Annotated in this window: 23 protein-coding genes and 1 pseudogene; 16 read left to right on the top strand and 8 right to left on the bottom strand. The window is 64.4% G+C overall.

Translation table 11 applies throughout. The features are described from left to right. Positions 1-80: 80 nt before the first annotated feature. Together ACREXZ_RS08205 and ACREXZ_RS08200 are read left to right on the top strand one after the other, a co-directional pair. Positions 81-1,364: an NAD(P)/FAD-dependent oxidoreductase gene (locus tag ACREXZ_RS08205; RefSeq protein ID WP_431763552.1), complete on the top strand. Its 1,284-nt coding sequence runs from the start codon at positions 81-83 to the stop codon at positions 1,362-1,364. 88 nt (positions 1,365-1,452) lie between these two features. Then, positions 1,453-2,604: a branched-chain amino acid ABC transporter substrate-binding protein gene (locus ACREXZ_RS08200; RefSeq protein ID WP_431763551.1), complete on the top strand. Its 1,152-nt coding sequence runs from the start codon at positions 1,453-1,455 to the stop codon at positions 2,602-2,604. A 47-nt stretch (positions 2,605-2,651) separates the two neighbouring features. Here the strand turns inward: ACREXZ_RS08200 and ACREXZ_RS08195 are convergent, their stop codons facing one another. Both ACREXZ_RS08195 and ACREXZ_RS08190 read right to left on the bottom strand, forming a co-directional pair. After that, positions 2,652-3,065 (bottom strand): (R)-mandelonitrile lyase, encoded by a 414-nt coding sequence (locus ACREXZ_RS08195; protein WP_431763550.1) that lies wholly within the window; start codon positions 3,063-3,065, stop codon positions 2,652-2,654. Positions 3,066-3,079: 14 nt separating this feature from the next. Next, on the bottom strand, positions 3,080-3,415 hold the full coding sequence (locus ACREXZ_RS08190) for a carboxymuconolactone decarboxylase family protein (protein WP_431763549.1): 336 nt from the start codon (positions 3,413-3,415) through the stop codon (positions 3,080-3,082). A 129-nt stretch (positions 3,416-3,544) separates the two neighbouring features. Here ACREXZ_RS08190 and ACREXZ_RS08185 point away from each other — a divergent pair, with 129 nt between their 5' ends. The 3 genes from ACREXZ_RS08185 (at position 3,545) to ACREXZ_RS08175 (ending at position 6,970) form a co-directional block, all read left to right on the top strand. Then, positions 3,545-4,438, top strand: coding sequence for a LysR family transcriptional regulator (locus ACREXZ_RS08185; protein WP_431763548.1), 894 nt, complete (start codon positions 3,545-3,547; stop codon positions 4,436-4,438). A gap of 185 nt (positions 4,439-4,623) precedes the next feature. Continuing rightward, the gene (locus tag ACREXZ_RS08180) at positions 4,624-6,204 is read left to right on the top strand and encodes a methyl-accepting chemotaxis protein (RefSeq protein ID WP_431763547.1); all 1,581 of its coding nucleotides are present in this window, start codon (positions 4,624-4,626) and stop codon (positions 6,202-6,204) included. 292 nt (positions 6,205-6,496) lie between these two features. After that, entirely contained in the window at positions 6,497-6,970 is a 474-nt protein-coding gene (locus tag ACREXZ_RS08175) for a VOC family protein (protein ID WP_431763546.1), read from the top strand. A gap of 142 nt (positions 6,971-7,112) precedes the next feature. Here ACREXZ_RS08175 and ACREXZ_RS08170 read toward each other — a convergent pair whose 3' ends face one another. Continuing rightward, positions 7,113-7,994 carry an aldo/keto reductase family oxidoreductase gene (locus ACREXZ_RS08170; RefSeq protein ID WP_431763545.1) on the bottom strand — a complete coding sequence of 294 codons (882 nt, stop codon included), beginning with the start codon at positions 7,992-7,994 and terminating at the stop codon, positions 7,113-7,115. A 102-nt stretch (positions 7,995-8,096) separates the two neighbouring features. Between ACREXZ_RS08170 and ACREXZ_RS08165 the strand changes: the two genes are divergently transcribed. Next, complete coding sequence (locus ACREXZ_RS08165) at positions 8,097-9,035, top strand: LysR family transcriptional regulator (RefSeq protein ID WP_431763544.1); 939 nt, start codon at positions 8,097-8,099, stop codon at positions 9,033-9,035. A 6-nt stretch (positions 9,036-9,041) separates the two neighbouring features. Here ACREXZ_RS08165 and ACREXZ_RS08160 read toward each other — a convergent pair whose 3' ends face one another. Next, entirely contained in the window at positions 9,042-10,313 is a 1,272-nt protein-coding gene (locus ACREXZ_RS08160; RefSeq protein WP_431763543.1) for an SGNH/GDSL hydrolase family protein, read from the bottom strand. Positions 10,314-10,602: 289 nt separating this feature from the next. Between ACREXZ_RS08160 and ACREXZ_RS08155 the strand changes: the two genes are divergently transcribed. The 3 genes and pseudogenes from ACREXZ_RS08155 to ACREXZ_RS08145 all read left to right on the top strand — a co-directional run. Continuing rightward, positions 10,603-11,298: a mobilization protein gene (locus tag ACREXZ_RS08155; RefSeq protein WP_431763542.1), complete on the top strand. Its 696-nt coding sequence runs from the start codon at positions 10,603-10,605 to the stop codon at positions 11,296-11,298. A 186-nt stretch (positions 11,299-11,484) separates the two neighbouring features. Continuing rightward, the gene (locus ACREXZ_RS08150) at positions 11,485-11,682 is read left to right on the top strand and encodes a type II toxin-antitoxin system VapB family antitoxin (RefSeq protein WP_431763682.1); all 198 of its coding nucleotides are present in this window, start codon (positions 11,485-11,487) and stop codon (positions 11,680-11,682) included. After that, positions 11,679-11,792: pseudogene (locus ACREXZ_RS08145) on the top strand (VapC toxin family PIN domain ribonuclease); the annotation flags it as partial. The gene ACREXZ_RS08150 and the pseudogene ACREXZ_RS08145, both read left to right, overlap by 4 nt. A 110-nt stretch (positions 11,793-11,902) precedes the next feature. Here ACREXZ_RS08145 and ACREXZ_RS08140 read toward each other — a convergent pair. The 4 genes from ACREXZ_RS08140 to ACREXZ_RS08125 form a co-directional block, all read right to left on the bottom strand. Continuing rightward, complete coding sequence (locus ACREXZ_RS08140) at positions 11,903-12,379, bottom strand: DNA-deoxyinosine glycosylase (protein ID WP_431763541.1); 477 nt, start codon at positions 12,377-12,379, stop codon at positions 11,903-11,905. Beyond that, entirely contained in the window at positions 12,379-13,065 is a 687-nt protein-coding gene (locus tag ACREXZ_RS08135) for a chorismate--pyruvate lyase family protein (RefSeq protein WP_431763540.1), read from the bottom strand. The genes ACREXZ_RS08140 and ACREXZ_RS08135 overlap by 1 nt, the downstream gene beginning before the upstream one ends. Positions 13,066-13,188: 123 nt before the next feature. Beyond that, on the bottom strand, positions 13,189-15,087 hold the full coding sequence (gene htpG / locus ACREXZ_RS08130) for a molecular chaperone HtpG (protein ID WP_431763539.1): 1,899 nt from the start codon (positions 15,085-15,087) through the stop codon (positions 13,189-13,191). An 80-nt stretch (positions 15,088-15,167) separates the two neighbouring features. After that, a complete protein-coding gene (locus tag ACREXZ_RS08125; protein ID WP_431763538.1) occupies positions 15,168-16,625 on the bottom strand; it encodes a PLP-dependent aminotransferase family protein in 1,458 nt (485 codons plus the stop codon). Between the two features lie 299 nt (positions 16,626-16,924). Between ACREXZ_RS08125 and ACREXZ_RS08120 the strand changes: the two genes are divergently transcribed. The 7 genes from ACREXZ_RS08120 to ACREXZ_RS08090 all read left to right on the top strand — a co-directional run bounded on the left by ACREXZ_RS08120 (position 16,925) and on the right by ACREXZ_RS08090 (position 25,586). Continuing rightward, positions 16,925-17,623, top strand: a complete 699-nt coding sequence (locus tag ACREXZ_RS08120) for a VOC family protein (protein WP_431763537.1) — start codon at positions 16,925-16,927, stop codon at positions 17,621-17,623. 43 nt (positions 17,624-17,666) lie between these two features. After that, positions 17,667-18,575, top strand: a complete 909-nt coding sequence (locus ACREXZ_RS08115; protein ID WP_431763536.1) for a DMT family transporter — start codon at positions 17,667-17,669, stop codon at positions 18,573-18,575. A gap of 107 nt (positions 18,576-18,682) precedes the next feature. Further along, positions 18,683-19,879 carry a PLP-dependent aminotransferase family protein gene (locus tag ACREXZ_RS08110; protein ID WP_431763535.1) on the top strand — a complete coding sequence of 399 codons (1,197 nt, stop codon included), beginning with the start codon at positions 18,683-18,685 and terminating at the stop codon, positions 19,877-19,879. Positions 19,880-19,934: 55 nt separating this feature from the next. Then, complete coding sequence (locus ACREXZ_RS08105) at positions 19,935-20,399, top strand: RidA family protein (RefSeq protein WP_431763534.1); 465 nt, start codon at positions 19,935-19,937, stop codon at positions 20,397-20,399. 125 nt (positions 20,400-20,524) lie between these two features. After that, positions 20,525-21,433 carry a PhzF family phenazine biosynthesis protein gene (locus tag ACREXZ_RS08100; RefSeq protein WP_431763681.1) on the top strand — a complete coding sequence of 303 codons (909 nt, stop codon included), beginning with the start codon at positions 20,525-20,527 and terminating at the stop codon, positions 21,431-21,433. A gap of 451 nt (positions 21,434-21,884) precedes the next feature. Next, positions 21,885-24,254: a bifunctional diguanylate cyclase/phosphodiesterase gene (locus ACREXZ_RS08095; RefSeq protein WP_431763533.1), complete on the top strand. Its 2,370-nt coding sequence runs from the start codon at positions 21,885-21,887 to the stop codon at positions 24,252-24,254. Between the two features lie 123 nt (positions 24,255-24,377). After that, a complete protein-coding gene (locus tag ACREXZ_RS08090; RefSeq protein ID WP_431763532.1) occupies positions 24,378-25,586 on the top strand; it encodes a chromate transporter in 1,209 nt (402 codons plus the stop codon). The last annotated feature ends 19 nt before the right edge of the window (positions 25,587-25,605 follow it).

The following is a 25,605-nucleotide window of genomic DNA, read 5'->3' as shown; positions in this document are numbered from 1 at the left end:
TTCCCGATGCGCTTGCCCCCGTCCACTGCGGCCCGATCCGTGTCGTCGACCGGCACACGGGCGCCGGAAAGGCGCGAGTGATGCCGGACGTCGCCATCGTCGGAGCGGGATTCATCGGCCTCGCGAGCGCCGCGTCGTTGATGCGCGACGGCCATCGCGTCACGCTGTTCGATCCGTCGGGGATCGGACAGGGCGCGTCGTTCGGCAACGCCGGCACGTTCGCGCACTACGCGTGCATTCCGGTGAACAACCCATCCGTGTTCCGCGATCTGCCCCGCTTCCTGCTGTCGCGCACCAGCCCGTTCAGATTGCGCTGGCGGTACTTGCCGCAACTCGCGCCGTGGCTCGTGCGCTTCCTGATCGATTCGCTGCCGCGTCGCTACGAAGCAAGCGTCGGCGCACTCGCCGCACTGCTTGCCCACGCGCAGGACGGTTACGCGCCGCTGCTCGCCGATGCAGAACTGGCACGTTTCGTCCGGCCGCGCGAATGCCTTTATCTGTATTCGAACGCGACTTCGTTCGATGCCGCGCGTCCCGCGCTCGACCTGCGCAAGCGGTTCGGTGTTGCCTTCGATGTACTGGGCGGCGACGACATCCGCGGGCTCGAACCGTCGCTGGCACCGATTTTCGAACGCGGCGTGCTGTTCGGCGACAGCTGGCATTTCTCCGACCCGCACGCGTTCCTGCAGACGCTGTATGAACGGCTCACGGCACAAGGGCTGACGCTGGAGCACTCGACGGTCAGCGCGGTGCAGCCGGCGGACGAGGGTGCAAGTGTGACGGTCGGCGGTATCGCGCGACGCTTCAGCCACGTCGTGATCGCGACAGGCGCGCACTCCGCGCGGTTCGCCAGGCAGTGCGGCGACGCGGTGCCGCTCGACACCGAACGCGGCTATCACGTGCGCTACCCCGGCGCGCAGCAACTGATTTCACGGCCGGTCGGCTGGGCCGAGCGCGGCTTTTACATGACGCCGATGAGCGACGGCCTCCGCGTCGCGGGCACCGTCGAACTCGGTGGCTTCAGCGCCACGCGTAACCGTTCGCTGCTCGACCTGCTGACGTTCTCGTCGAAACGCGCATTGCCCGCACTCTCCGCACTCGATACACCCGACCGCAGCTGGCTCGGCTTTCGCCCGACATTGCCCGACGGCGTGCCGGTGCTCGGACGTTCGCGCGCCAGCGAGCGCGTGATCTATGCATTCGGCCATCAGCATCTCGGGGTGACGCTGGCCGGCGTGAGCGGACGCATCGTCGCCGATCTGGTTGCGCGGCGTGCGCCGCTGCTCGATCTCGCGCCCTACGCACCGACGCGCTTCCGGATTTCGCCGTCCGCACGACAGCGACAGCAGGTTCACGTTTTCTAGCCGGCACTGCAGGACGGTTTCGACGCGTCGCGCATCGGACCGGTCGACCGACACCACGCGCGACGCGACATCACGCAAGGAGCACATCATGAATCGCCGCTATTGGCTTTCGAGTCTGGCCGTCTGCGCACTCGGCACGTACCTGCCGTCTTCGTGGGCAGTCGATCCAGAAGTCGTCAAGATTGGTTTTGCCGGGCCGTTGACAGGCCCGGTCGCACGCGTCGGCAAGGATCTGCAGTACGGCGCGCAACTCGCGCTCGACGAAGAGAACGCGAAACATCCGACCGTGGGCGGCAAGCCGGTCACGTTCGTGCTCGACGTTCAGGATGATCAGGCGGACCCTCGCGTGGCAATCCAGGTCGCACAGAAACTCATCGACGACGGTGTGGTCGGCGTGATCGGCCACTACAACTCGGGATGCAGCATCCCGGCCTCGACGGTCTACCATCAGGCGAACGTCGCGATGATCACGCCCGGCTCGACCAATCCGCAACTGACGAAGCAAGGCTACAAGAACGTGTTTCGCACGATGGGACACGACGGCATCGGCGGCGTGGTCGCCGGCCACTTCGCGGTCGAGCAGATGAAGGCGAAGCGCATCGGCATCATCGACGATCGCACGGCGTTCGGACAGGGACTGGCCGACTCGTTCGAGAAAGGCGCAAAGGAAGCGAACGGCAACATCGTGGACCGCGAGTTCACCAACGACAAGGCCGTCGACTTCCGCGCCATCCTGACCACGCTCAAGAGCAAAAATGTCGACCTGATTTTCTTCGGCGGTCTCGATGAACAGGGGGCGATGCTCGTCAAGCAGATGCGCTCGCTCGGCATGTCGACGCAACTGTTCGGCGCCGGCGCGTTGAAGAGCAATGCGTTCCTGCAGATTGCGGGTGCGGCCGGCGACGGCACCAAGGATATGGAACCCGGCCCGGCGCTGGACAAGCTGCCTGCGGCGCAGGCGTTCGGCAAGCGCTACAAGGCGCGCTTCAACCAGGACGTCGAGTTGTACGCGCCGTTCGCGTACGACGCCGCGCTCGCGATGATCGCGGCCATTCACAGCGCCGATTCGCTCGACCGCGCGAAAATCGTCGAGAGCCTGCCGAAGGTCGATGTTACCGGCGTGACGGGCAAGATCAGTTTCGATCCGTATGGCGATCTGATCAAGCCGCCTTACACGCTGTTCCAGGTGCAGCAAGGACAGTGGAAAAGCGTAAAGACGGTCGGCGGGAGCGGGGTTTAGCGTTGAGTTGAGATGAGCGAACCGCGCGGCCGCACAACGGTCGCGCGTCATCCCTTCTGCGATTGCCCTGCGAAGTACTGCTCGTCCGTCACCCGCTCCATCCATTCGACGTTCTTGCCGTCCAGCGCCTCCTGGACGGCGATGTGCGTCATCGACGTCGTCGGCGTGGCGCCGTGCCAGTGCTTATGGCCCGGCGGGCACCAGATGACGTCACCGGCGCGGATCTCCACGATCGGCTCGCCTTGGCATTGCGTCCAGCCGCAGCCGGCTGTCACGATCAACGTCTGACCCAACGGATGCGTATGCCAGTTCGACCGCGCACCCGGCTCGAACGTCACGCTCGCGCACGATACCCTGGCGGGCGCCGGCGGCGCGTTCAGCGGATCGATGCGGACCGTGCCGGTGAACCACTCGGCGGGCCCCTTCAGCGAAGGCTGCGAGCCTGCTCTTTTCAGTTCCATGGTGTAGCCCTCAGTTATTGGTGCGCGGCCGGAAACAGGTCCTTGAAGCGCGTCACGGCCGACATCGCGTTGGGCCAGCCCGCGTAGAACGCGAGATGGGTCATCAGCTCGACGAGTTCATCGTGCGTGACGCCGTTCTCGATCGCGCGTGGAAAATGGAAATTCATCTGTTCGGACTTGCCGAGTGCGATCAGCGCCGCGCAGGTCACGAGGCTGCGATCCCGCTTCGATAGCTGCGGACGCTCCCAGACATCGCCGAACAAAACCTCGTCGCTCAGTTCGGCCAGCTTCGGCGCGATCGAACCGAACGAATCGCGTGCGGCGGTGGGAGCGGTGGGTTTAGTGGACATGGTCCTCTCCTTGACTCAATCGATTGAATGCCTTCGGGTCCGGGCATCGGCACACAGGAGATTGTCGACGCGGCTGGCCGATCTGACTAGACAGTACAATGTGGCAGGACTTATGAATGAGGTTCATCAATGCTGCGTGAGAACGTTGCCGATCTGCTGGCCTTCATTGCGGTCGCGCGCGAAGGCAGTTTCACGCGCGCGGCGGCCACGCTCGGGGTTTCGCAAAGCGCACTGAGCCACGCGCTGCGCGCGCTGGAAGCGAGAATGGGTGTGCGGCTCCTGCACCGCACGACGCGCAGCGTGGCTCCGACGGCCGCGGGGCAGCGTCTGCTGCAGACCGTCGCGCCGCGCTTCGAGGAGATCGAGAGCGAACTTGCCGCGCTGATCGAGACGCGCGACAAGCCGGCTGGCACGATCCGCATCACGACCACCGATTACGCCGCGGACACCGTGCTGTGGCCGCGCCTCTCAAAGGTCCTGCCCCGCTACCCCGACATCAAGGTCGAGATGATGGTGGACTACGGCCTGTCCGATATCGTGGCCGACCGCTTCGACATCGGCGTGCGCTGGGGCGACCAGGTTGCGAAGGACATGATTGCGGTGCGCATCGGAGCAGACGCGCGGCTGGCGATCGTCGGGGCACCGTCGTATCTGTCGAAACATCCAGCGCCTAGGCAGCCGAAGGATCTGCTCGACCATAACTGCATCACGTTGCGCCTGCCGACCCGAGGCGGCCTGTATGCGTGGGAGTTGAAGAAAGGCAAGCGGGAACTGCAGGTGCGCGTCGACGGGCAGTTCACGTTCAACGGCGCGTATCAGATGCTGAACGCGGCGATCGACGGTGCGGGGCTGGCCTTTATTCCGGAAGACCTCGCGCAGCCTCACGTCGCCGCGGGGCGGCTACAGTGGGTGCTGGAAGACTGGTTTCCGACCTTTCCAGGTCTGCATATCTTTTATCCCAGCCGGCGTGAGTCTTCGAGGGCGTTGTCGGTGGTGGTTGAGGCGCTTCGGGCGGGGGGGTGAATCCACGAACGCAGTAGCCCTGGTGATCCCCCGGGTCTTTGCGCAAATCGTTGGTGCGGTGTGACCCAGATTTTCTCCATCCGCTGTAACCGCCACGCAGTACCGGGCGAACTACCCTCCAGACCAACCACGCCCGCCCCTGCGAGCGTGCGTGCCCCGTACCCATAACGATCCAGAACAAATCTATGCTCGCTCATTTCAGAATCCGGACTGGACTTTTGTTGTTGCTGGCGGTTTTCGCGCTCGCGCTCTGGTGGGCAGCGGGCGATGCGTGGATCGGTGCAAAGCGGTCCGCGGCCGCGCTCGAGACGATCGATCACCTGTCGAACGCGGAACTCGAACCGCTGCACGAGACCCAGCGTCTGTTGCTCGCCACGCTGGTCGATATGGACAACGCGTACATCAATCTGCAGCGCGGCGATCAGGTCGCCGCGACGGACTACACGCGCAAGGCTTCCGGGCTCCGTACAGAAGCGGCGAAGGTCTTCGAGACCTGGCATCGGACTGCCACGCGCGATCCGGCGGCGGCGCCCGCGGTCGGCCGGATCAACGCGGCCTACGACAGCTACGCAAAGGTGCTCGATGCGCGCGAGGAAGCGCTCTACGACGTGTCGCTGGATCGCTATGCCGCGGCCTCGTCGACCGCGGAACAAGCGGACGCCGCGTTCCAGTCCACGCTGCGCGACGTAATCGGCGCAGTGCAGTCGCAGCGCGATGCGGCCCGCAAGCAGGCGAACGCACAGGCGCAGACTGCGGCAGCGATGGCGATCGCGCTGTTCGCGTTGTCGGTGATGCTGATGATCGTCTACTGGGTGTTCGTCGAGCGGATGCTGCTGCGTCCGCTGACGGCGGTCGCGCGACATTGCGAGCGAATCGCGGCGGGCGACCTCGGGGGTTCGATCCGCGTATGGGCGCGCAACGAAATCGGCGCGTTGTGGTCGGCCCTCGAACGGATGCAGGGCGGCCTCGCGCAAACGGTGGACAGGATCCGCCGTGGTACCGACGACGTCAACGGCGGAATCCTGGGAATCGCCAACGACAACCGCGAACTGTCGGGACGCACCGAACATCAGGCAAGCGCGCTCGAACAGACCGCGGCGACGCTTGAGGAACTTGCAGCCGCCGTCCGGCAAAACGCGGACAACACACGACACAGCGACGAGTTCGCCCGCACCGCGAAAGACGACGCGATGCGCGGCAGCGAAATCATGACGCGCGTCGCCGGGACGATGACCTCGGTGTCCGCGAGCGCGGTACGGATCGCGGACATTGTCGGGGTCATCGACAGCATCGCTTTTCAGACCAATATCCTCGCGCTCAACGCGTCGGTGGAAGCCGCGCGCGCTCGCGAGCACGGCAGAGGCTTCGCGGTCGTGGCATCGGAAGTGCGGCTGCTCGCGCAGCGCAGCGCGGAGGCCGCAAAAGAAATCCGGATGCTTATCGACGAGTCCAACCGGTCGATCCAGTCCGGTGCCGCGCAGGTCGGCGAAGCGGGCACGGCAATGAACCAGATCGTACGTTCGGTCGAACGGGTGACCGACGCGATGCAGGAGATCTCGGTGGCGAGTTCCGAGCAATCGGATGCGATCGATCAGGTGAGCCGCGTCGTCGTCGAACTCGATCGTGCGACGCAACAGAATGCCGCGCTCGTCGAACGCACTGCGATCGCCGCCGGGTCGCTACGGAACGATGCGGGGAAGCTGGTGGAATCGGTGAGCGTGTTCGCGATTGGAGAGGGAGAGACAGCCCATGTGGCGTTAGCGTGAGCCGGTTGCTTTGCCGCGTGCGGTCATGGTTGAAGTGCGTTGACGCGGGTCTGTCGGACGCGACGTTTTTGCAGCGCAAAATGGGTAAAGCGTGTCGCCGTGGTGAGCAAGAATCGGCGCCCTGCTAGCGACAGGAACAATCGGTCAACCATGCCCTACCCGCGTCGCCGACTACGATAAATGCAGTAAAACTTTTTCCCCCAGCGTGTTAATTTTGGCGGTCTTCCTTTGTCGTCTCCATATCGGCTACAGCTTGCGCCTGGTTGTCGCCACCCCTGACAGGAGATTCGCCATGACGATTCAAAAGATCACGCCATTTCTCTGGTACTCCACGGAAGCTGAAGAAGCCGCTACGTTCTACACGAGCGTCTTTCCGGACTCGCGCATCGTTCGGGTCACCGAGATACCGAGCGCCGGTGCCGTGGGCCTGGTCGAGTTCGTGCTCTTTGGACAACCCTTCATCGCAATGAGCGCCTCGCGAACCGACCCGTTCAATCACGCGGTATCTTTTGTGGTCAGCTGCGCGGATCAGGCAGAACTCGATCGCTACTGGGACGCCCTTCTCGCGGACGGCGGTTCCGAAGACAGCTGTGGCTGGCTGCGAGACCGCTTCGGCGTCTCGTGGCAGATCGTGCCGGACGATCTCATCCCGATGATGGCCGACCCCGACCCAGTGAAGGCCACGCGCGTTGCCGGCGCCATGATGAAGATGGTGAAGTTCGATTTCGCCGCGCTGAGAGCGGCGTATTCGGGGACGGCGGGTTAGGCGGAATAACAGGCAACCTGGACAACCGCTTATGCGTCGCCGGGTTTGACTACCACGCCAAACCCGGCGCCCTGCTCCGAACGCACAACGCGCGACTGCCGCTCATTCCACCACGCCCGCAACGCAGCAGAACCTCCCACACTCAACCCGCCGCACCCGCCCGACCCATCGCATCCAGCTCCGCGAGCACCGCATCGGACAACCTCAACTGTGCCGCCTGCAGATTCTCACGCAGATGCGCGACCGACCCCGTACCCGGAATCAGCAGAATGTTCGGCGCGCGATGCAGAAGCCACGCGAGCGCCACCTGCATCGGCGTTGCACCAAGCGCCTGCGCGACGGTCGACAGCGCCGACGATTGAATCGGCGTGAACCCGCCCAGCGGGAAGAACGGCACGTAGGCGATGCCCTTGCTCGCGAGTTCGTCGACGAGTGCATCGTCTTCGCGATGAACCAGGTTGTAGTGATTCTGCACGCAGACGATATCAACGATGCCCTGCGCCTCGACAACCTGGGTCGACGTCGCGTTCGACAGGCCGATGTGGCGCACGAGCCCCTTACGCTGGAGTTCGGCGAGCGCTGTGATCTGCTTCGCGATGGAGCCTTCCGAAGGGCTGTGGATGCTACCCATGATGCGCATGTTGACGACGTCGAGCGCATCGACACCGAGGTTGCGCAGGTTGTCGTGAACCGCGCGCTCGAGATCCGCCGGTTCGGTCGCGGGTAGCCACGACGCGTCTTCGCCGCGAACCGCGCCGACCTTGGTGACGATGACCAGATTGTCCGGGTACGGATGCAGCGCTTCGCGAATGATCTGGTTGGTGACGTGCGGCCCGTAGAAGTCGCTCGTATCGATGTGATCGACGCCCGACGCGATTGCCTCACGCAGGACAGCGAGCGCGGCAGCACGATCTTTCGGCGGCCCGAATACGCCGGGGCCGGCAAGCTGCATAGCGCCATAGCCCATGCGATGCACCGGGCGACCGGCGAGCGGGAAGGTACTGGCGGGGTTGAAATTCGACATGACGTTCTCCTTGATGACGTTGAACGCGAGTATGTCGACGGTTGCGCTGTTTGATAATCCGGCCTAGATTGGACGGGTTGTTAAAAATTATGAACAATCGCCATGGAATTGAACGACCTTGCCGCCTTCACCGCGGTCGCCCGCGCGGGCGGTTTTCGCGACGCAGCCCGGGCGAGCGGCGTCTCGGCGTCGAGCCTGAGCATTGCCGTGCGGCGTCTCGAAGCGAAGCTCGGTCTGCGCCTGCTCAACCGGACGACGCGCAGCGTCGCGCCGACCGAGGCGGGGCAACGTCTCATCGAGAAGCTGACACCGTTGTTCAGCGAGATGGAAGCAGCGCTCGACGTCCTGAACGTGTTCAGAGACAAGCCGGCCGGTACGCTCAAACTCAACGTGCCGTCGAGCGCCGCGCGAATCGTCTTGCCGTCCGTCATCGAGTCGTTCCTCATGGCCTATCCCGACATCCGTGTGGAGGTCGTCGTGGAGGACGGGTTCGTCGACGTGCTGTCGGTCGGCTGCGATGCGGGCATCCGCTATGAAGAGCGGCTCGAGCAGGACATGATCGCGATCCCGATCGGGCCGCGGGTGCAGCGCTTCGCAACCGCTGCGGCGCCTCGCTATCTCGATACATACGGCCGACCCACGCATCCGCGCGACCTGCTTGCGCATGCATGCCTGCGAGGCCAGTTCGCCAGCGGGGCGAAACCCGACTGGCATTTCGAGCGCGACGGCGAGGTTGTGAAACTGGATCCTTCCGGGCCGCTGCTCGTCAGACCGGCCGCGGCATTCGATCTCGCGATCAGTGCCGCGGTGGCAGGCATAGGCGTCATTCACCTGTTCGAGGACATACTGCGTCCGCATCTCGACAGCGGCGCGCTGGAGCCGATTCTCGAGACGTGGTGGCCGAGCTTCTCAGGACCGTTTCTTTATTACCCCGGGCGTCGGCATTTGCCGGCGCCGTTGCGGGCGTTTGTCGATTTTTTGAAGGCGGGGGAAACGCCGGTCACCGGGCGGGTAGAAAGCCCGGTGGTCCGGCGGACGTAGCGCAGCTCACTTGTTCAGCAAGCTCAGATCGATCGCATTGGCCATCGCCTGATACCCGGCATCGTTCGGATGAAGGTGATCGCCGCTGTCGTAGGCAGGAAGCAACGTCGTCGGATTCGACGGGTCCTGCATGGCCTTGTCGAAGTCGATAACGCCGTCGATATTCGAGGCAGACCGCACGAACGCGTTGACCGCCTGCCGCTTCGTCTCGCCGGTCGCGTCGAAGTAGGATGCCCCCTGATAAGGCAGCAGCGTTGCGACAAACACCTTCATTTGCCGGGCTTTCGCCTGAGCGATCGCCGCATTCATCGCAGCGATGATCTGATCCGACGACACCGCCTGCGACGCCGAGAACACACCGAAGCCGATATCGTTGATGCCCAGCAGAATCACGACGTGAGTCGCACCCGACACGCTCGTGACGTCCCGTGCAAACCGCCCTTGCCCGGCCGGCCCGATCACGTCGTGCAGCCAGCGGTTGCCCGAGATTCCCGCATTGACGACGCTTGCCTTGCCGACGCTCCCCACCGCAGCCTGCACGCGATCGTCGAAGAAATTCGGCCACCGATGATTGGCACCGACCGTCGACTGGAATCCATCCGTGATCGAATCACCGAAGGTCACGACGACCTTCACCTTGTCCGTACTCGACACGTCGACTTCGCTCAGCCAGTAGTACGAGGTGCTGGTCGTTGCGCCGCTCAGCGACGCCGCACTCGCCTGGTTGCCCGACGCGAGGTAGTTCGTCTGCTGGCCCAGCGTATGGACCGTCGCCTCCGGCGCACTGCCCTGGAGGTACAGGCTGACAGCGATATCCGTTTGCGTCGGAAAGGACAGGCTCACGCTGTCGCTCCATATTTCCGCGCCGGCCGCGAGCGTCACACTGCCTTGACCCGAGAAGGTCAGCGGTTTGTCGGTCGTCGTATCGATGCCGCCGCTTCCTGTACTTCGCGCCACGCGTACTGCCGCAAACGTAACGGGCGTCGTGCCAAGAAGATTGGACAACTTGATGCGGACCTGGCTGCCGCCATACGACGTATGCACGATCTGCCGGATCGTCTGGTTCGAGATGGAAACCGGCGTGGGGGCAGGCGCGAGATTGCCCGGGATCGCCTCGTTATAGTCCTGCTGCGCCGCGTACCAGCTTGCGACCCACTGGCCTGGATTGCTATTGACTCCGCCACATGCCGCGATCGCCGTTGCCAGCGACAGCATCGCCACCACACGTCCTGTCGTTACGAGCAGCCTCCTGCGTCTTGCCGATGCATTCGTGTCCATGCCGTCTCCGATGTATTTTTACAGTCCGTCCGATGTTCTGTGGACTGGTGGAGTTATGGCGCACGATACTTACGCAGAACTTACCTGTTTGAATCCGCCCATGAAACGAAGATTCGCTGGATGTTGAACCGGTCGATATTTTGTCCAGTTTGACACCTCCGCCGATCACACAGCATGCTGCTGCCACGCACGCATTTCCTTTCGACACGACCTGTTTCGTCGTTACGTCACCGAAACCTGCTAGCGTTGGTTTCGGTCATATCCGCTCTATCACAGGAAATTCGTCAGCATGAGCCACATCCACTTCATTGGTGGGGAAAAAGGCGGCGTGGGCAAATCGCTCGCCGCCCGCGTGTTAGCCCAGTATTTCATCGATCGGAGCGTGCCCTTCGTGGGCTTCGATACCGACCGATCGCATGGTGCGTTGTTGCGGTTCTATGCCGACTTTGCCGCGCCTGCCGTTCTCGACCAGCATGACAGCCTCGATCCCATCATGGAATCGGCCCTCGCAGATCCGCAGCGACGCATACTGGTCGATCTCGCGGCCCAGACGCAGCAGGCGCTCGCCGGATGGCTCGACGAATCGGACGTATTCGGTTTTGCCGAAGAGCACGGCATCGCACTGACCTGGTGGCACGTCATGGACACCGGACGCGATTCGGTCGATCTGTTACGGCAGTGGCTCGACCAGTTCGGCGGACGAATCAAGCTGGTACTCGTGCTGAACGAAGTGCGCGGCGATCGTTTCGACATTCTGGAGGCGTCCGGCGAGCGCGAGCGGGCCGAAGCACTGGGTGCCAGCGTAATAACGCTACGCCGCCTGCCCGATACGACCATGCAGAAGATCGATCGACAGAGCGCGAGCTTCTGGGCAGCAGTCAATCATCCGGACCGTGCCGCCACAGGGCTCGGCTTGCTCGAGCGTCAGCGCGTCAAGGTATGGCTGCATCGCGCTTATGCGGAACTGGACATGCTCGCGTTGTAGGCTGATCCGACACGTGGAATCATGCGGCGGGCGAGGAAGCCCGCTGCCTGGCACGCTACAAGATAATCGCGCGCCAGAGATGCAGTTTCTGCTCGAACGAGAGCATCGCATTCGCCCGCAAGAACGATGCACGAAAAAAAACATCAAACGATGCCATTATTCGTGCTCCGACTTGTGGATATGGCTATGCATACAACTATCGCTCTCGATGACGAATTGATCGCCAAAGCTCAAGCCTATACGGGTTTGGAGGAGAAGTCGGCACTTGTGCGCGAAGCGCTCAAGGCCTTGATCCAACGTGAGGCCGCGAAGCGGCTCGCGAATCTTGGCGGCAGTCAACCCGGCGTAAAGGGGGCACCGCGTCGCCGACAGGATGTCGAATGATTCTTGTCGATACGTCAGTCTGGATAGACCACATCAACGCTTCCGATCCTTTCCTCGTTATTCTGCTTACCGAGGAACGCGTCCTGGCGCATTCACTCGATGGTGGCGAGGAAAGGGCCGCACATCACAATCGCGGCCTTTTAAAGCCAGGCTTCGCAGCGCTGATTGAGTCGCTCTAAATTCACACCCGACATATCTTCCGGGCCTCAGGAAAAAGACGTCAGCCAACCACTCCATGCCAGGCGAGTAGCTTCTGCTCAAACGAGAGCATCGCATTCGCCGGACTCGACGAAGGCAGCACGAGCGTCTCATACCCCGCCGCACCGATCACCGTTGCAAACCGCCCCGCCGTTTTCCCGTTGAAGCAAACCCTCTTCAACTGCGGCACGTACTCACGCAGCGACGCGAAATCGTTCGGCTGCGCGTCGCGGATCGCCACATCGAGACTGCCCTCGCGACGACACGCCGCGAGCACATCCCACACACCGATGCCGTGCGCGAGCATGCGGCGCAGGCGCTCCTCATAGGCGAGTCTGGCTAGTTGCGGCTCGTCGAGTACCGTGCCAAGCAGTCGCCAGAACTGGTTGCGCGGATGCGCGTAATACTGTGTCGCCGCGAGCGACGCCTCGCCCGGGAAACTGCCGAGTATCAGCGTGTGCGTGTCGTGCGTGACGACCGGAGGGAAGCCCTGCAACATCAGCGTTTCGCCTCGCCGCGTTCAGCAGAAGAAGGAAGCGGAACCGGATGCGCACGCGACGCCGTATGCCCAAGCGCGCGCCCATGATCGCGAGGATGAACGGACACGTGCTCAACGCGCACAGCCGAACCTTCCGCCAGATGACGCCACAGCGCAGGCAGCATGCATTCGGTCACCATCAGCGGCGCTCCGCCCCGCTCGAACACCGAGCGGCGCGCGACCAGCGCATGCGGCGGCGTGTCGTCGATCGCACGCGCGGCAAGTCGATACAGCGGATGCCGCGCGACAAGCCGGCGGCTCACGAGCGACGACCGCGCGACGCCGCTGTCGCTATACAGCAGTTCGGCGAGCGGCCGCGTGCGCAGACGACGCATCGCTTGCCACACGCCGACGCTCGCCGCAAGCGGCGCGATGCTGTGCGCGGCGACGAACGGCACGCCGTCGACCGCAAGCACGACTTCGCGTACCCACACCGGCGCACGCGCGGTAACGCCGAGCGCAGCATGCTCGTCGGCCCATGGTTGTGCGACGGTCTCGCGCGTCACGCGCACCGCGACCTCGCCGAGCGTGCGCAGGTGCGCGGTCAGCGAGCCGCCGCGCGTCAGCCAGTCTTTCTGATCGGAACTGAAACAGGGCAGCGGTGTGACGCGCCAGTGCGCGTCCGCTGCATCGAAACGAAGGATCATGGCCGCATTATAGGGCGAGCGTCGCCAGGGCCGCCGCGAAGACGGTACCTTGCGCGCGTCAGATCGACGGCAAAAAAACGCTACCCGAAGGTAGCGTTTTTCATCTCATCGCAGCTAAACCACTCAGACCGTCCGTGCGAGCAGCAGCACATTAGTCCGCCGGACGAAGCTCGCGGGATCCTCGAGCGCACCGCCTTCCGCGAGCAGCGCCTGATCGAACAGCAGATGACACCAGTCGCTGAAATCGGCGCCGTCCGTATGCAGCGCCTTGACGAGCGCGTGCTCCGGATTCACTTCCAGGATCGGCTGGGACGACGGCGCCTGCTGACCCGCGGCCTTCAGCATCCGCTGCAGGTAACCGCTCATGTCGCCGTCGTCGGCGACGAGGCACGACGGCGAATCGGTCAGACGGAACGTGAGCCGCACGTCCTTCGCCTTGTCCTTCAACGCCTCTTTCATCTTCTCGACGAGCGGCTTGAACGCCTCGCCGACCTTTTCCTGCTCGGCCTTTTCCTCGTCGTTCAGCGCACCGAGATCGAGGTCGCCACGCGCGACGCTCGCGAGCGGCTTGCCGTCAAACTCGTTCAGATACGACAGCATCCATTCGTCGACGCGGTCGGTCAGCAGCAGCACTTCGACGCCCTTCTTGCGGAACACTTCGAGGTGCGGGCTGTTCTTCGCAGCCTGCAGCGTGTCGGCGGTGACGTAGTAGATCTTCGTCTGCTCGGGCTTCATCCGCGCGACGTAATCGGCGAACGACACGTTCTGTTCGGCGCTGTCGGTATGCGTCGACGCGAAGCGCAGCAGCTTCATGATGCGCTCGTGGTTCGCGGCGTCTTCGCCAGCGCCTTCCTTCAGCACCTGGCCGAACGCGGTCCAGAACGTCTTGTACTTGTCCTTGCCCGCATCGTCTTCGGCATTCGCGAGTTCTTCGAGCATCGACAGCGTGCGCTTCGTCACGCCTTCGCGGATCGCCTTCACGTCGCGGCTTTCCTGCAGGATTTCACGCGACACATTGAGCGGCAGATCGCTCGAATCGACGACACCCTTCACGAAACGCAGATACGCGGGCAGCAGTTGCTCGGCATCGTCCATGATGAACACGCGCTTCACGTACAGCTTGAGGCCGCCGCGCTGCTCGCGATTCCACATGTCGAACGGTGCGCGCGTCGGCACGTACAGCAACTGCGTGTATTCGCTGCGGCCCTCGACGCGGTTGTGCGTCCACGCGAGCGGATTTTCATGATCGTGCGCGAGGTGCAGGTAGAACTGCTGGTACTGCTCGTCGGTGATGTCGTTCTTCGAGCGGGTCCACAGCGCGCTCGCCTGATTGACGGTCTCGTCCTCGTCCTTCAGCACCATCTCGCTCTTTTCCGCGTCCCACTCTTCCTTCTGCATCAGGATCGGCAGCGCGACGTGGTCGGAGTACTTCTGGATAATCGACTTCAGGCGATACGACGACAGCAGTTCGTCTTCGTCGGCGCGCAGATGCAGCGTGATCGTCGTGCCGCGCGCCGCGCGTTCGATCGTGTCGACCTCAAAGTCGCCCTCGCCCGCGCTTTCCCAGCGCACGCCTTCGCTTGCGGGCAGACCGGCGCGGCGCGTCTCGACTGTGATGCGCTCGGCGACGATGAAGCCGGAATAGAAACCGACGCCGAACTGACCGATCAACGCCGCGTCCTTCTGCTGGTCGCCGGACAGCTTGCCGAAGAACTCCTTCGTACCCGAGCGCGCGATCGTGCCGAGGTTCGAGATCGCTTCGTCGCGGCTCATGCCGATGCCGTTGTCGTCGATCGTCACGGTGCGCGCGGTCTTGTCGTACGCCACACGGATACGCAGGTTCGGATCGTTCTCGTATAGCGCGGCGTTTTCGATCGCTTCGAAGCGCAGCTTGTCGGCCGCATCGGATGCATTCGAGATGAGCTCGCGCAGAAAAATTTCCTTGTTGCTGTACAGCGAATGAATCATCAGGTGCAGAAGCTGTTTCACTTCCGCCTGAAAGCTCATGGTTTGCTGGGCCATGTCTGACTTCCTCTGTGCTTGGCTGGTTGATCTGGTAGATGGAGAACCGTGCGCGCAGATAAGGGCGCACGGCGCGTTTTTCAAGAGGCGCGGCGCGTCAGCCCATCGAGATAGCGGCACAGGAACGCTGACAGCGCCGGATCGCCACAGTTCGCGACGTTAAAGCGCATCCACGTAGTGGGCGACTGGTGCGGCGAGAACAGGCTGCCCGGTGTGAGCAGGAAGCCCGCTTCGTGACCGGCCGCGGCAAGGCCGTCGGAATCGGCCCCGGTGTCGGCCCACAGGAACATCCCCGCGCCCGGCGACTGGAACAGGTTCAGCCCGGTCTTCTCGAGCATCCGTGCAGCCTTGTCGCGCACGCCATCGAGCCGCGCACGCAACCGCTCGACGTGACGCCGGTAATGACCTTCGGTCAGGATCTTGTACAGCACACGTTCGTTCAGTTCCGGCGACGTCATGCCGACCAGCATCTTCTGGTCGGTGACGGCCCGCGCGACCTCCGGCGCACACGCGACGAACCCGACGCGCAGGTTGGCCGCGAGTGTCTTCGAAAAGCTGCCGAGATAGATCACGCGTTTCAATTGATCGAGGCTCGCGAGGCGCGTCGCCGGATAACCCGGCGGACACAGGTCGCCGTACACGTCGTCCTCGACGACGATGAAGTCGTACGCCTCCGCGAGACGCAGGATGCGGAACGCCTGCGCGGCCGTCAGCGACGTGCCGGTCGGATTCTGCAGTACCGAGTTGATCACGAGCATTTTCGGGCGCCATGTCTCGACGAGCGTCTCGAGCGCGTCGAGGTCGGGACCGTCCGGCGTGTACGGCATGCCGACGAGCCGCGCACCCTGCGACGCGAAGCGGCCGAACATCTGGAACCACGCCGGGTCGCCGACGATCACCGCGTCGCCGGGCTGCACGTAGATCCGCGAGATCAGATCGATCGCCTGGGTAATGCCGGACACCATCACGATCTGGTCCGGCGACGCGCCGATCTCGAGTTCCTCGAGGCGCGTCTGCAGTTGCTGCCGCAGCGGCAGAAAACCGAGCGGCGTGCCGAAGCCGAGCATCTGCGCGCCGCTCTGCCGGCTCAGTGTGCGCAGCGCGCCAGTGATCAGTTCGCCGTCGAGCCAGCGACTCGGCAGGTAGCCGAGGCCGGGGCCCTTCTCGGGCCGCGTCGACGTATGCAGCATGTTGCGCAGCAGCCAGACCACGTCGAGCGTGCTCGATCCCGGCACGGCTTCGGCGACCGTGCCACGACGCTCGCCGGGCATCGGCACCGCGAGCCGTTCGCGCACGTAGAAACCCGAGCCGCGTCGCGAATCCAGATAGCCCTGCGCGACGAGCCGCTCGTACGCCTCGACCACCGTGAAGCGCGACACGCCCTTATCGAGCGCGAGCTTGCGGATCGACGGCATCCGCATGCCGGGGCGAAACACGCGCTCCTCGATGCGGTGCCGGCCCCATTGCACGAGCTGCTCGACGAGCGTCGTCGACGACGCATCGTGCGGAGCGGGAATCTGGTCGAGCGGAACGGACATCGCGTTCTCCGGCGGGGTGATCACTGCGGGTGGCAATAGCAGGCAACTGTACCGAACGTTATTGGCCCGATTGTACCGTTACTGTGCCGGTCCAACGCGTTACATTGAGCCGGACGATGCGGTTCGTGCGCGGTCGCGCCATGCGCCGGAATATGCTGGGCATTCCGGCTGCGCGTGGTCCGCTACAGGGCGAACGGGTATGCTATCCGGCCCGGCCCAATGGCCTGCATGCCGTGCCGGGACCCGCACCGCGCGCCCCATCTGCCGCCTCGTCCCGAACCGTTTTTCCCGATCCGCTCATGACCGTCCGCTCGCTTCGCATCGACCATCTCGTGATTTCCGCCCGCACGCTCGACGAAGGCACGCAATACGTCGCCGACACGCTCGGCGTTGCGCCCGCGGGCGGCGGCGCACATCCGCTGATGCGCACGCACAACCGTCTGCTGAATCTGTGGGACGGTGTCTATCTCGAAGTGATCGCCGCCGATCCGGACGCCGCCGAGGCCGCGTCGGATGCACCCGCGCGCCCTCGCCTGTTCGCGCTCGACGCACCCGACACGCAGACGCGGCTCGCCGCCGGTCCGTATCTGTCGCACTGGGTCGTGCGCGTCGAGCGGCCGAAGCAACTCGCTGCGTGGCAGGCGCAGTACCCGCAACGCATTCCGCCTGTCGTGCCGATGACGCGCGGCGACTTCACGTGGCAACTCGCGGTGCCGGACGACGGCGCGTTCCCGTCATGGCAAGGCGCAGGCGACGGCATCGTGCCGACGTTGATCCAGTGGGACACGTCGCATCATCCGTCGGCGGTGCTGCCCGAGACCGGCCTCGCGCTGAAGAGCCTGAAGGCCGTGCATCCGCAAGCCGACGTCGTGCGCGAGCAGTTGCGCTGGCTTGGTGCCGCGTCGCTGCTGCAGCTCGATGCGACCGACAGCACGAATAGCACCCCCTCTCTCATCGCCGAATTCGATACACCCGCTGGTCCGCGCACGCTGCGCTGAACCGCCTCTTCTAACGATCCGAAACGAACCTCGAAACATACGTATGAATCCGCGTGAATCCCAAGGCATGTTGCTCGGCCTCGTCGGCGTCGTGATCTTCAGCCTCACCCTGCCGATGACGCGCATCGTCGTCGCGGAGTTTCATCCGCTGCTGAACGGCCTCGGCCGCGCGCTCGCTGCCGCGGTGCCCGCCGCCGCGCTGCTCGCATGGCGCCGCGAACGCCGGCCCACGTGGCCGCAGATGAAAAGCCTCGCGGTCGTCTCGCTTGGCGTGATCGTCGCGTTCCCCGTGTTCTCCGCGTGGTCGATGAAGACCGTGCCCGCGTCGCACGGCGCGGTGGTCAACGGGCTGCAGCCGCTGTGCGTCGCGCTGTACGCGGCGTGGCTGTCGCATGAGCGGCCGTCGAAGGCATTCTGGGCAAGCGCGCTCGCGGGCAGCGCAATCGTCGTCGGGTTCGCGCTGCAGTCGGGCGGCGGCACGCTGCAGACCGGCGACCTGCTGATGCTCGTCGCCGTCGGCATCGGTGCGCTCGGCTACGCGGAAGGCGCGCGGCTCGCGCGGCAGATCGGCGGCTGGCAGGTGATCTGCTGGGCGCTCGTTGTGTCCGCGCCGTTTCTCGTGCTGCCGGTCGGCTGGCTCGCGTGGCAGCATCACGTGCTGCATCCGCAGCCGGTCGCGCTGAAGACCTGGCTCGCGTTCGGCTACGTCACGCTGTTCTCGCAGTTCATCGGCTTTTTTGCCTGGTACGCGGGGCTCGCGATGGGCGGCACCGCACGCGTCGGTCAGGTACAGCTGCTGCAGATTTTCTTCACGATGGCGTTTTCCGTGCTGTGCTTCGGCGAGACCGTGGCGCCGTCGACGTGGCTGTTCGCCGCCGCCGTGATCGCCACCGTGATGCTCGGTCGTCGTGCCGCGGTACGCACCGCACCGCTGCCCGCGCGTGCCGCGTGAGCATGATGATGAGTATCAGTGTGGATCTCAACCCCACGCCAACCCCGCGCGATGCGCGATAATCGACCTTTTGACCGACCTGTTCCAGCAATAGAGACGAGGAGACTATGGACCAAAGCGACCTTCAAGCCCCGAAGTGGCAACTTTCAGTGCGCGCGCGCAAGCTCACCAGCTCCGCGATCCGCGAAATCCTGAAGGTCACGGAACGGCCCGAAGTCATCTCGTTTGCGGGCGGTCTGCCGTCGCCGGCCACGTTCCCGGCCGAGCGGATGCGCGAAGCCTCCGACCGCATCCTGCGCGATGCGCCGGCCGCCGCACTGCAGTACAGCGCGACCGAGGGCTATCTGCCGCTGCGTGAATGGGTCGCGGCGCGTTACTCGACGAATGGCGTGCAGATCCGCCCGACTCAGGTGCTGATCACGACGGGCTCGCAGCAAGCGCTCGATCTGCTCGGCAAGGTGCTGGTGTGCCCGGATAGCCCCGTGCTCGTCGAAACGCCGACCTATCTCGGCGCGCTGCAATCGTTCTCGATGTTCGAGCCGCGCTACGTGCAGGTGCCGACCGATGACGCCGGCCTGATCCCCGACGCACTCACGCCCGAACTCACGGCCGGTGCGCGTCTGCTGTACGCACAGCCGAATTTCCAGAATCCGACGGGCCGCCGGCTGCCGATCGAACGCCGCCGCGCGCTCGCCGCGTTCGCGAAAACCTCGCCGTTCCCGGTGATCGAAGACGATCCGTACGGTGCGCTCGACTACGCGGGCGAACCGCTGCCGACGCTGCTGTCGATGGCACCCGATCACATCGTGCATCTCGGCTCGTTCTCGAAGGTGCTCGCGCCGGGTCTGCGGGTCGGCTACATCATCGCGCCCGAGGAACTGCACTTCAAGCTCGTGCAGGCGAAGCAGGCCACCGATCTGCACACGCCGAGCTTCACGCAGCGCATCGTGCACGAAGTCGTGAAGGACGGCTTTCTCGACACACACGTGCCGACCATCCGCGCGCTGTATCGCGACCAGTGCGCGGCAATGCTCGCGTCGCTCGAGCGCTACATGCCCGAAGGCGTCAGCTGGAACCGTCCGGAAGGCGGCATGTTCGTGTGGGTGACGCTGCCCACACACATCGACAGCATGAAGCTGCTCGAGGAAGCGGTCGCGCAGAACGTTGCGTTCGTGCCCGGTGCGCCGTTCTTCGCCGACAACGCGCAGCACCATACGCTGCGACTGTCGTTCGTCACGGTGCCACCCGCGAAAATCGACGAAGGCGTTGCGCGCCTCGCCGCACTGATTCGCGCGAAGGTCTGAGCGCGGGTCTCAGCGACAAGCTCTCCCATTTTTTATCGACAGACAAGGACTTCTCATGGCACAGGCCAACGTGTACGACAAGCTGAAGGAACTCGGTATCGAACTGCCCGTCGCGGGCGCACCCGCCGCCGCCTACGTGATGAGCGCGCAAAGCGGCAACACGGTGTACCTGTCGGGTCACATCGCGAAGAAGGACGGCAAGGTGTGGGTCGGCAAGCTCGGCGCTTCGCTGTCCACGGAAGAAGGCAAGGCCGCGGCGCGCTCGATCGCGATCGATCTGCTCGCGACGCTGCATGCGCACGTCGGCGATCTGAACCGCGTGACGCGCATCGTGAAGGTGATGAGCCTCGTCAACTCGACGCTCGATTTCACCGAGCAGCATCTCGTGACGAACGGCGCGTCCGAGCTGATCGCCGACGTATTCGGCGAGCGCGGCAAGCATGCGCGCTCCGCGTTCGGCGTCGCGCAGATTCCGCTCGGCGCGTGCGTCGAAATCGAGCTGATCGCCGAAGTTCAGTAAGCGCGGCCGGCGGGTCTACCTGCCCTATCCGCTACGCTTCACTACGCTACGCCGCCGACGGTCACTCCGTCCGCGGCGTTTTTTATCGCGGCACGTACGCCGCCCAAAGAGCCCGCACGATGACCATGACTGCTCACACCGTTAGCTTCAAACAGGTCGACGTTTTCACCGCAGTACCGTTCAAGGGCAATGCGCTCGCCGTGATACTCGACGGCAACGGACTCGACACCGCGCAGATGCAGGCGATCGCGCGCTGGACCAACCTGTCGGAGACGACCTTCGTCGTCACGCCGACCGATCCCGCCGCCGACTATTTCGTCCGCATCTTCACGACGCAGGCGGAGCTGCCGTTCGCGGGACACCCAACGCTCGGCACCGCGCATGCGCTGCTCGAAAACGGTTACCAGCCGAAGCAGCCGGGCCGGCTCGTGCAGCAATGCGGCGTGGGTCTCGTCGAACTTATCGAGCAACCCGACCGCACGTGGGCGTTCGCCGCACCGCCCGCGCGCGTGACGCCGCTGCCGGAGCACGACTATGCGGCACTCAGCGATGCGTTGCGCACGTCGGCCATCGACTTCGACGCGCCGCCGTGCGCAATTGACAACGGCGCACCGTGGCTCGTCGTGCGTGTCAACTCGGCGCAAGCGTGTCTCGCGATCGAACCGGATCCCGCCAGGCTCGCGCAGGTCGTACAGAAGGTGGGCACGCATGGTGTCGCCGTCTACGGTCCGCATGACGCGAACGGTCCTGCGACGTTCGAAGTGCGCTGCCTGATGGCGGGCGGCAGCTTCGGCGTCGGTGAAGACCCCGTCACCGGCAGCGCAAATGCGGCGCTCGCCGGTCTGCTCACCGCCCAGAAGCGGCGCCCGGGCACGCGCTACACCGCGCGTCAGGGCACCGTGATTGGCCGTGCGGGCCACGTCGCAGTCCGCTATGACGACGACGCGGGCAAGATCTGGATCGGCGGCCCGGCCGTAACGATCGTCGACGGCACGATCACGCTTGACCGCGCGCTTGACCGTAGCGGCGCTTAAAACATCCCGCTTAAAACGTCCATGCGCCGGTCCGCCCGGCGCATCGCGAGACGACAGGCGACCGCTCTTCATGCGCTCCGCATGAATAACCCGGTCGCCTGCGAATTAAAGATATCTTTTCGCTTTTTCAGATAACGATCAAATAACGCCGTGGTCAATCGCGGGAATCGCCCGCAACGTGGGCGAACGCTCGCGGAGGCCCTTCCGGCGGGCGCCCGCACGCCCGCACGCGAGATTCGAGCGACAGCGTATACCCGAGCCTCCGGCCCTTCCTTAATCTATCGCCATTCAGTAATATCGAGAATCGATCCGGTGTTATACGGATACTGTGGCGCGACCGTCGTTTCCTCTGCGCGACCCATACCCAGTTCATCATGCAGCCATATTCGAAATCAGCGCAGTCGATGTATCCGGGGCCGCAGCCTGAAGGCGCAGGGGCCCGACCCGTCCGATGAATCCGTTCCGGTCCGTTTCCGCTCGCGACACACGATATCGCGCCGACCCGGGCGTTTCGCGCCGACGCGCGCTGCTCGCCATTCCGGCGCTCGGCGTGCTCGTCCTGATCCTGCTGTGGGCCGTGATCTTCGCGCGCCTGTCGGTCGAAAAGGAAGCGACCAATCGCGAGGCGATGGCCTCCGCCGCGATCCTCTCCTCGGCGCTCGAACAGCACACCGTGAAAGCGATCCATCAGGTCGACCAGATCACGCGCTTCGTGAAGTACGAATTCGAGAAAACGCCGGGGCATTTCGATCTTGCGAGCACGGTCGAGAAAGGCGTCGTGCAGAGCGAGACGCTCGTGCAGGTGTCGCTGATCGACGAGCACGGCAGGCTGATCGCGAACACCGCCGAACTGAATCCGAAGCACATCGATCTGTCGGACCGCGAGCACTTCAAGGTTCACGAGCACGAGAACGACGATCAGCTGTACATCAGCAAACCGGTGCTCGGCCGCGTGTCGGGTCACTGGACGCTGCAGATGACGCGTCGCCTGAATCATCCGGACGGCTCGTTCGCGGGTGTCGTCGTGGTGTCGGAAGATCCGAGCTACTTCACGAGCGACTTCTACAACAACGCGGCGATCGGCCGCGACGGTGTGATCGCGGTGATCTCCGACAACGGCACCGTGCTCGCGCGCCGCACCGGTAGCGCCGAACGCGCGAACGGCACGTTCACCGCGAGCGGCACTTACCCGACCTCCGAACACGTGTCGGGCACCTACGTCGATTCGATCGACGGCGTGACGCGCATCGTGTCGTACCGCCATATCGACGGCTATCCGCTCGGCGTGCTGGTTGGCCTGTCGCAAGCCGAGGAATTCGCCGACTACAACCACACGCGCAACGTCTATCTGCTGATGGCGAGTTTCATCTCGCTCGCGATGCTCAGTTTCTTCGCGGTCGCGACGGGCCTGATCAGCAAGCTGCTCGGCCGCGAGCGCGAGATGACGCATCTCGTCGAATACGATCTGCTGACCGGTCTGCCCAACCGGTACGCGACGCTGCAGAGCCTGCGGCTCGATGTGAGCCAGCCATCGAATCTCGGCCGGCTCGCGATTCTCTTCATCGACCTCGACAACTTCAAGGCGGTCAACGATACGCTCGGCCACAACGCCGGCGACATCGTGCTGCAGATGACCTCCGCGCGTCTCGCCGACGCGGTGGGCGTGGCGGGCACGCTGTCGCGCATCGGTGGCGACGAATTCGTCGTCGTCGTGAAGGGCGACGGCGTCGAGAAGCGCGCGGTCGATCTCGCCGAAGCGGCATCCGACGTCTTCTCGCGGCCATTCGAAGTGCGCGGCAGTTCGTTCGTGCTGCACGCGAGCATCGGCATCGCGCTGTACTCGGTGGTCAACGAGAGCGAGATCGATCTGCTGAAGAAGGCCGATCTCGCGATGTACAGCGCGAAGGACGCGGGCAAGAACTGCTACCAGTTCTATTCGCCGCAGCTGTCGCACCGCGCGGATCATCTGATGAAATGGGAGCAGCAGTTGCGCGTCGCGCTCGCGGACGGCCAGCTGTTCCTCGCATACCAGCCGAAGATCGATCTCACGCGCCGCTGCATCACCGGCTTCGAAGCGCTGGTGCGCTGGAACCATCCGCAGCACGGCCTGATTCCGGCGAGCGAATTCATTCCGGTCGCCGAATCGACCGGCCTGATCGTGCCGATCGGCGACTTCGTGATCCAGACTGCCTGCCGCCAGCTCGCGCTGTGGCAGCAACAGGGTTACGACACGCTATCGCTCGCGGTGAACATCTCGGCCGTGCAGTTCTGGCGCGGCGACCTGTTCGAGACGATCTCGCAGGCAATCGAGGAAACCGGCATCTCGGCGCGCCGTCTCGAACTCGAGATCACCGAGACCGCGATGATGGAGTACCCCGAACTCGTGTCGGAAAAAATCTTCGCGCTGAAGCGGCTCGGCGTGCGGATCGCGCTCGACGACTTCGGCACCGGCTATTCGTCGCTGTCGTACCTGAACCGCTTCTCGGTCGATACGCTGAAGGTGGACCGCTCGTTCGTGCAGGCGATTCCCGGCGACCGCAGCGTCTGCGTGATGGTCACCGCGATCGTCAACCTCGCGCGCTCGCTCGGGCTCACGGTGGTCGTCGAAGGCACGGAGACCGAAGAGCAGATCGCGTGGCTCGCGGCGCTCGGCCATATCGAGGCGCAAGGCTTCCTGTTCTCACGCCCGGTGCCGGTCGAAGCGATCCCGGCATTGCTCGACCGCTTCGGCGTATGCGGAATGCCCGGGAAGCACGGCACGCACGATCGGGACGCCGACAGCGCGAGCGCGACGTCGAATGCCAGCGGACAGTCCGCGTAGCTGCGTCGCTGCCTGACCGGAACGCGCGCCGCGCAGGGCCATGCGGCACGCGTTCAATCACCACGCTAACTATCCGGCCTGAACGGAGAGACGCACGGAGCCACCGGCGATCGCGCGCGCACGATGCAGACGACCACCACACTCAAGGACGCGACCCGGCGTGGCGAACGCGAGCCGCTATGGACGCTGTTTCGCGTCGTCTTCGGGCTGTCCACGCTGTCGTGGGGCGGCCTCGCACTGATGGCGCAGCTCGAGCATCACTACGTCGAACGCGAAGGACGGTTGTCGCGCGTCGCATTCTCCGACCTGATCGCGCTCGCATGGATGGTGCCGGGGCCAGTGGGCTGCAACGTCGCCGTGCAGCTCGGTCATGCGCTGCGTGGCCGCGCGGGTGCGTGGATCGCCGGCATCGCGAGCGTGCTGCCGTTCTTCACGCTGATGACGTTGTTCGCGATCTTCTATCGCACGCCGCTCGTGCGCGCCGCCGCGTCGCAAACGCTGCTCAATCACTTCAGCGTCGTGCTCGCGACGCTGATCGCCGTCACCTGGTACAAACAGACGCGCACGCTGGTGCGCGGCAAGCTCGAATGGGCCGGCGCCGTGCTCGGCTGCATCGGACTTGTGTTGGCGCGCAGCCCGGCAGTGTACATCGTGATTCTCGGCGGCGCGTTCGCGGTGGGCTGGATCGCGAGCCCGGTACGCCGGCAGCCGATCGTCGTCAAGATCGAGCGCGGGGACTGGCAGATCCTTGCGGGGCTCGGTCTGCTGCTCGTGTTGTTCGCACTGCCGCTGCCGCAGCGCTACGACCTCCCGCTACTGTGGCCGCGGCTCGCCGGCGCTGGCATGACGCTGTTCGGCGGCGGCTTCTCCGCGTTGCCGGTACTGAAGACGCTGTTCGTCACGCCCTCGATCGGCGTGTCGGATAACGACTTCACGCTGGCGTTCTCGCTGTCGCCGCTGTCGCCGGGACCGCTGCTGAACGTCGTGCCGTTCTTCGGTTATCTCGTGGACGGCTGGATCGGCGCGCTCGTCGCGACACTCGCGCTGTTCGTGCCGTCGGGCTGCCTCGTCGTGCTCGCGCAGCGTCATCTGTATCAGTTGAAGGCGCACGCGCGCTTCGAACACGGCATGCGGATGCTGCGCGCGGTGACGACCGCGTTCCTCGCGGTCGCAGTGTTGCGGATCGCCGGGCATGTGCCGCTCGAACCGGTCTATCTGCTGACCGCGTTGTTTTCCGCTGTGTGCTTCATGCGCGCGAAGGTGCCAGTGTATTTCGTGTACGGGACTGTCGCGGCGGCGTGCGGGGTGTGGCTTGTGTGGGGGCATTTGTAAGCGGGCTTGTCGAAGGGCA

Source organism: Paraburkholderia sp., assembly GCF_050742655.1.
GTDB lineage: Bacteria > Pseudomonadota > Gammaproteobacteria > Burkholderiales > Burkholderiaceae > Paraburkholderia.
Note: the sequence above shows the minus strand (reverse complement) of the source record. Positions and strands in the feature narration are given on the sequence as shown.

Excerpts from the sequence above, each read along its gene's own strand:
- ACREXZ_RS08140 (WP_431763541.1), bottom strand. The coding sequence starts at position 12,379 with ATGTTGCAGGGCTTCCCTCCGGTCGTCACGCACGACACGCACACGCTG.
- ACREXZ_RS08195 (WP_431763550.1), bottom strand. The coding sequence starts at position 3,065 with ATGGAACTGAAAAGAGCAGGCTCGCAGCCTTCGCTGAAGGGGCCCGCC.
- ACREXZ_RS08125 (WP_431763538.1), bottom strand. The coding sequence starts at position 16,625 with ATGTCCGTTCCGCTCGACCAGATTCCCGCTCCGCACGATGCGTCGTCG.
- ACREXZ_RS08180 (WP_431763547.1), top strand. The coding sequence starts at position 4,624 with ATGCTCGCTCATTTCAGAATCCGGACTGGACTTTTGTTGTTGCTGGCG.
- ACREXZ_RS08165 (WP_431763544.1), top strand. The coding sequence starts at position 8,097 with ATGGAATTGAACGACCTTGCCGCCTTCACCGCGGTCGCCCGCGCGGGC.
- ACREXZ_RS08105 (WP_431763534.1), top strand. The coding sequence starts at position 19,935 with ATGGCACAGGCCAACGTGTACGACAAGCTGAAGGAACTCGGTATCGAA.
- ACREXZ_RS08170 (WP_431763545.1), bottom strand. The coding sequence starts at position 7,994 with ATGTCGAATTTCAACCCCGCCAGTACCTTCCCGCTCGCCGGTCGCCCG.
- ACREXZ_RS08150 (WP_431763682.1), top strand. The coding sequence starts at position 11,485 with ATGCATACAACTATCGCTCTCGATGACGAATTGATCGCCAAAGCTCAA.
- ACREXZ_RS08160 (WP_431763543.1), bottom strand. The coding sequence starts at position 10,313 with ATGGACACGAATGCATCGGCAAGACGCAGGAGGCTGCTCGTAACGACA.
- ACREXZ_RS08190 (WP_431763549.1), bottom strand. The coding sequence starts at position 3,415 with ATGTCCACTAAACCCACCGCTCCCACCGCCGCACGCGATTCGTTCGGT.
- ACREXZ_RS08090 (WP_431763532.1), top strand. The coding sequence starts at position 24,378 with ATGCAGACGACCACCACACTCAAGGACGCGACCCGGCGTGGCGAACGC.
- ACREXZ_RS08115 (WP_431763536.1), top strand. The coding sequence starts at position 17,667 with ATGAATCCGCGTGAATCCCAAGGCATGTTGCTCGGCCTCGTCGGCGTC.
- ACREXZ_RS08100 (WP_431763681.1), top strand. The coding sequence starts at position 20,525 with ATGACTGCTCACACCGTTAGCTTCAAACAGGTCGACGTTTTCACCGCA.
- ACREXZ_RS08120 (WP_431763537.1), top strand. The coding sequence starts at position 16,925 with ATGACCGTCCGCTCGCTTCGCATCGACCATCTCGTGATTTCCGCCCGC.
- ACREXZ_RS08110 (WP_431763535.1), top strand. The coding sequence starts at position 18,683 with ATGGACCAAAGCGACCTTCAAGCCCCGAAGTGGCAACTTTCAGTGCGC.
- ACREXZ_RS08175 (WP_431763546.1), top strand. The coding sequence starts at position 6,497 with ATGACGATTCAAAAGATCACGCCATTTCTCTGGTACTCCACGGAAGCT.
- ACREXZ_RS08205 (WP_431763552.1), top strand. The coding sequence starts at position 81 with ATGCCGGACGTCGCCATCGTCGGAGCGGGATTCATCGGCCTCGCGAGC.
- ACREXZ_RS08155 (WP_431763542.1), top strand. The coding sequence starts at position 10,603 with ATGAGCCACATCCACTTCATTGGTGGGGAAAAAGGCGGCGTGGGCAAA.
- ACREXZ_RS08135 (WP_431763540.1), bottom strand. The coding sequence starts at position 13,065 with ATGATCCTTCGTTTCGATGCAGCGGACGCGCACTGGCGCGTCACACCG.
- ACREXZ_RS08095 (WP_431763533.1), top strand. The coding sequence starts at position 21,885 with ATGAATCCGTTCCGGTCCGTTTCCGCTCGCGACACACGATATCGCGCC.
- htpG (WP_431763539.1), bottom strand. The coding sequence starts at position 15,087 with ATGGCCCAGCAAACCATGAGCTTTCAGGCGGAAGTGAAACAGCTTCTG.
- ACREXZ_RS08185 (WP_431763548.1), top strand. The coding sequence starts at position 3,545 with ATGCTGCGTGAGAACGTTGCCGATCTGCTGGCCTTCATTGCGGTCGCG.
- ACREXZ_RS08200 (WP_431763551.1), top strand. The coding sequence starts at position 1,453 with ATGAATCGCCGCTATTGGCTTTCGAGTCTGGCCGTCTGCGCACTCGGC.